Genomic DNA, 4,230 nt, shown 5'->3' with positions numbered 1-4,230 from the left:
AGGACTCGCTTTTCTATTGTACAAACAGGGCACTGGCATCTGTAGGTACGAACTTATTTGTGAATTACTCATATGTATAAAATTAATTTTGAATAGTTACTTAATATTTCTTACACTTCAATTATCTTGAAGGTTTCAATCTTATTCGGTAAAACATTACTTTACATTATAACTATACTTCTATTTCACAGGATCCATCTTGTCATAGTCCCTGATATCATTAATGACCGTGACAATATACATAATTATCAGAACCAGAAGAACAACTATCCCGGCTATATCCAATGAACCAAGAAGCATCTCCTTACCGAACATGGAGAATTGTACCATAGAATCAGTTATGGCAGGACAGAATATGCAAGTGGTATTGAAGATTATCGCCAAGACCCTGAATTCAGTAGGTCCAAGTTTGGCGTAAGTCAACTTGAATTCTTTCTTCAAATGCGCGTTTATGCTCACGTTGAGAGTAAGCATCATATATACGATAAGTATGAAGTGAATCGCCATACCAGTTGATGACAAACCCTAAAGAACTAAGCTACAGATAATTAATATTGAATTGCGAAAGGATGTATCCCAAAGATATGACTACTGCACCAATCGTACCTATACCTGTAAGAATATTCGATGTCATCCATCGAGGTTGCCTGTCAGCCAAAAAAATTAAAGTCTTTTTTTCGACACCATTCAAAATCGAAGTCTGTATTCTTACTGAACTTTCATTATTCTTTTCTTCCATAAAAGCTATTTTAAATTATAAACCTTTTCCCTTAAAAAATTTCCCAAAGCACCAATATCGTGATATTCATCCAGTTGCTCAGGACTTATCAAATCCCCCAAGATGAGTTTCACGGTTTTACCCTTTTTGTTGAACAGCTCCGAAGGTAATTTCAGAAGCCTTATTCTCCAGTCAATAATACCGAGACTATAAAACAACGCTGAATTTCCTCCATTAAACCTGATTGGCAGGACAGGCATGCGCAATCTCTTGATAAGCCTGATAACAGGTTCCTGCCATTGCCTGTCCTCTACGCGAAACTTCAGCAGATTGATGTCTGAAATTGCTCCCGCCGGAAATATACCAACAGGATGTCCGGAAACGACATGTTCCACTACGCTTCTTATTCCATGGATACTTTCATTTTCCGGCTTGCCGTGTTTACGTCCGGTAGGAATAACATCTATAAAATTGTCGCTCAGATTTTCTATTCTTCCCAATACCTTGTTGACCATAACTTTATAGTCCGGTCTGAAATGTCCTACAAAATCAACAAGAATCAAGCCGTCTATACCTCCATAAGGATGATTGCTGATAGTTATAAAAGCCTCATTACGCAACTGATTCATCACATCCTTATTCTTTATTTCATATCGTACTCCCAAATCGCTCAATACGGCATCAGTAAAATCAGGACCTTTCAGAAACCAATACTTGTCATAAAGTTCGTTAATACGCGAAACGCATGATATATCCATGAGACCTTGTGCTAAAAACTTTCCGCATTTTCCTTTGAAAACAGGAGAAAGACCCTGCAGTTCATTTATTGTAAGAAGTGGCATAATCTTTTTTACTTATGAATTTACTGACACAAATATACGGAAAATTATTCCATTATTTTTTCCAATGCCTTATTCATTTCTTCATACCCGATATTATATATTTCTTTTCTGACATAATTAAAATATATTTATCGGTTAAGTATCTCCATAAACTCCTCACCGGTTATTGTTTCCTTTTCCAACAGGAATCCTGCCAGTTCGTCCATCTTTTTACGGTTGGCTTTTATGATTTCCACAGCTTTATTGTAAGCATTTTCTATAATGGCACGAACTTCCGAATCAATGTCGGCAGCCGTAGCGGACGAGCATGCCAATGTGGTATCTCCTCCCAAATAGGCATTATTTACTGTCTCGAGTGCCATCATGCCATATTTGTCGCTCATTCCGTATCTTGAAACCATTGACCTGGCTATGCGTGTAGCCTGCTCAATATCGTTCGAGGCACCGGTAGTAATCACATCGAATATCACTTTCTCGGCGGCACGACCTCCAGTGAATGTGGTAATTTTATTCAAAAGTTCCTCCTTTGACAACAGATATTTTTCCTTACTGTCAACCTGCATGGTGTATCCCAAGGCACCCGAAGTACGAGGTATGATGGTTATCTTATGCACAGGAGCTGAATGTGTCTGCATGGCAGCAACCAATGCATGCCCTATTTCGTGGTAAGCGATAATTTTCTTCTCTTTTTCTGATATGACCATTCCTTTTTTCTGGGCTCCGGCAATAACGGTTTCAACAGATTCCTCAAGATCGGACGTACTTACATACTCCTTACCGGTCCTTACAGCAAGCAATGCGGCTTCGTTTACTATATTAGCCAGTTCGGCCCCGGACGAGCCTGCCGTAGCGCGTGCAATCAGGTCGACATCAATATCTTTATGCTTAATATTTTTAAGATGCACATTCAGGATAGCCTTCCTGCCTTCCAAATCCGGTAGATTCATAATAACAGTACGGTCAAAACGACCCGGACGAAGCAAAGCACTGTCAAGGCTTTCAGGACGATTGGTCGCAGCAAGAATTACAACACCTTTCTTGCCGTCAAAACCGTCCATCTCAGTAAGCAACTGATTCAATGTCTGTTCGCGCTCATCGTTTCCGCCCATTGGTCCGGTATTTCTCTTTTTACCTATAGCATCTATCTCATCAATAAAAATTATACAATTTGGATGGATTATGCAGGAAGTCAACAATCTCATTAAGACCTTCTTTTGCCTCTTCCTGGCCTGCTACATCGGCAAATGTGGTCTTCACCTCCGAGTCTGCATAAATCTTGGCTCCACTGTTTCCGAATGACATCACATTGCCCGGAGCACCGCCCATACGTTTTTTCATCAGACTGTTGGTTCCCCACCATAACAGATAAAAAAGAACGCCAGGGACAATCCACATCAACATGAAATTGACAAACGGTGAATTTTCTATAGGAATCTGCTTGTTGAATATTATTTTTCCTGACTCATTCGAACTCTTCGCATTCAATAGCCTGTCAACAAGCTCCGGATTATCAATTGCGCCTGTCTTATAAAAAACCGGCTTACCATTTTCCTTAGTGGCAAAGTATATGCAGTTCTGGTCTATACTGACCTCCTGCACTTCCCCTTTTTCAATATTCGAAATAAAAGTTCCATAATCTGTTTCTACAATCTGTTTATTAAAGATATATGGGAATACAAACGAGTTTAAAATCAAAACTATCATTACACCATAAATAAAGCCATTCCATGGAACCATCTTTACCTGTTTCTTCTTCATATTTATAACTATTTGATTACTAACAATTTTGAAATGCAATAGAAACGAATCATCCGTCAGGATAACTTATATTGTTTTGGCGACATGCCTGTCAGACGTTTAAAATACTTTCCAAAAAACGACTGAGATGGGAATTTCAGCTTATACGCTATTTCCTGAATTGTATATTGTGTATGCTTTATCATTGTTTTGGCTTCGAAAATCACATACTCGTCAATCCATTCAATAGCAGTCCTTCCGGTATATTCCTTTACAATTTTTGAAAGGTAATTTGATGTTATCCCTATCTTATCTGCATAATATGCCAGATTACGTTTTCAGGAATGTTCATGACAAGAATTCCCGGGTGAATTTTATATTCTTGAAAATTAATTTGGATTTCAGCCTCACCATTGGTACAAAACAATAATACAAAACCGTCCAGACGGCATGGCGTATCGAAAATTTTGTTCTTTATTTCTATATTATTTGACAATATAATATCATCATCCAGCACACTCATTTCCAAACCTATATTCTTTAGCTGGCTTACTGATATTTTCTCGATAGTATTCATAATTCGGACTATTTTTTAACAAAAATAGCCTTATTGAAGAATTTTATCAATATGCATATATTCCAATTCCTTAAATAGAACATCTAATTCTTCAATATGACATTAAATTCTTGTAGAAATAATCATGCGTACCGTACTGATTGGACTTTTATTCCACATTAATACAAGGCTAAAATGCCTATAATCAGAGTCACTATTCAGATCAATTCATGATTCTGTCACAATAAAAAAACAGCATCTAAACGGAATTTAACCCAAGTTTGATAGCCAAAAAAAATTTTTAGTTATTTTTTAGCTGTATAATTTCACTAATCCATTGATTATCAGCTTTAGCATTTCTCAAAATTAAAATGTAG

At 37.4% G+C, this 4,230-nt stretch carries 7 protein-coding genes; all 7 read right to left on the bottom strand.

The genetic code is table 11. The features are described 5' to 3' along the window. Positions 1-180: 180 nt before the first annotated feature. Positions 181-507: a hypothetical protein gene (locus H6A27_RS13900; RefSeq protein ID WP_204509110.1), complete on the bottom strand. Its 327-nt coding sequence runs from the start codon at positions 505-507 to the stop codon at positions 181-183. Between the two features lie 31 nt (positions 508-538). Next, on the bottom strand, positions 539-739 hold the full coding sequence (locus H6A27_RS13895) for a hypothetical protein (protein ID WP_204509109.1): 201 nt from the start codon (positions 737-739) through the stop codon (positions 539-541). Positions 740-744: 5 nt separating this feature from the next. After that, complete coding sequence (locus tag H6A27_RS13890; RefSeq protein WP_204509108.1) at positions 745-1,560, bottom strand: 1-acyl-sn-glycerol-3-phosphate acyltransferase; 816 nt, start codon at positions 1,558-1,560, stop codon at positions 745-747. A gap of 128 nt (positions 1,561-1,688) precedes the next feature. Beyond that, the gene (locus tag H6A27_RS13885; RefSeq protein ID WP_239469704.1) at positions 1,689-2,762 is read right to left on the bottom strand and encodes an ATP-dependent metallopeptidase FtsH/Yme1/Tma family protein; all 1,074 of its coding nucleotides are present in this window, start codon (positions 2,760-2,762) and stop codon (positions 1,689-1,691) included. Further along, positions 2,710-3,318 (bottom strand): ATP-dependent metallopeptidase FtsH/Yme1/Tma family protein, encoded by a 609-nt coding sequence (locus H6A27_RS15210; RefSeq protein ID WP_239469703.1) that lies wholly within the window; start codon positions 3,316-3,318, stop codon positions 2,710-2,712. The genes H6A27_RS13885 and H6A27_RS15210 overlap by 53 nt, the downstream gene beginning before the upstream one ends. Positions 3,319-3,374: 56 nt before the next feature. Then, entirely contained in the window at positions 3,375-3,575 is a 201-nt protein-coding gene (locus tag H6A27_RS15665; RefSeq protein WP_366142785.1) for a helix-turn-helix domain-containing protein, read from the bottom strand. A 26-nt stretch (positions 3,576-3,601) separates the two neighbouring features. Beyond that, complete coding sequence (locus H6A27_RS13875; RefSeq protein WP_204403804.1) at positions 3,602-3,874, bottom strand: cupin domain-containing protein; 273 nt, start codon at positions 3,872-3,874, stop codon at positions 3,602-3,604. Positions 3,875-4,230: the final 356 nt, after the last annotated feature.

Origin of the sequence: Bacteroides caecigallinarum (assembly GCF_016902295.1) — a bacterium.
Classification (GTDB): domain Bacteria; phylum Bacteroidota; class Bacteroidia; order Bacteroidales; family Bacteroidaceae; genus Phocaeicola; species Phocaeicola caecigallinarum_A.
Note: the sequence above shows the minus strand (reverse complement) of the source record. Positions and strands in the feature narration are given on the sequence as shown.

Excerpts from the sequence above, each read along its gene's own strand:
- H6A27_RS13900 (WP_204509110.1), bottom strand. The coding sequence starts at position 507 with ATGGCGATTCACTTCATACTTATCGTATATATGATGCTTACTCTCAAC.
- H6A27_RS13895 (WP_204509109.1), bottom strand. The coding sequence starts at position 739 with ATGGAAGAAAAGAATAATGAAAGTTCAGTAAGAATACAGACTTCGATT.
- H6A27_RS13890 (WP_204509108.1), bottom strand. The coding sequence starts at position 1,560 with ATGCCACTTCTTACAATAAATGAACTGCAGGGTCTTTCTCCTGTTTTC.
- H6A27_RS13885 (WP_239469704.1), bottom strand. The coding sequence starts at position 2,762 with ATGAGATTGTTGACTTCCTGCATAATCCATCCAAATTGTATAATTTTT.
- H6A27_RS15210 (WP_239469703.1), bottom strand. The coding sequence starts at position 3,318 with ATGAAGAAGAAACAGGTAAAGATGGTTCCATGGAATGGCTTTATTTAT.
- H6A27_RS13875 (WP_204403804.1), bottom strand. The coding sequence starts at position 3,874 with ATGAATACTATCGAGAAAATATCAGTAAGCCAGCTAAAGAATATAGGT.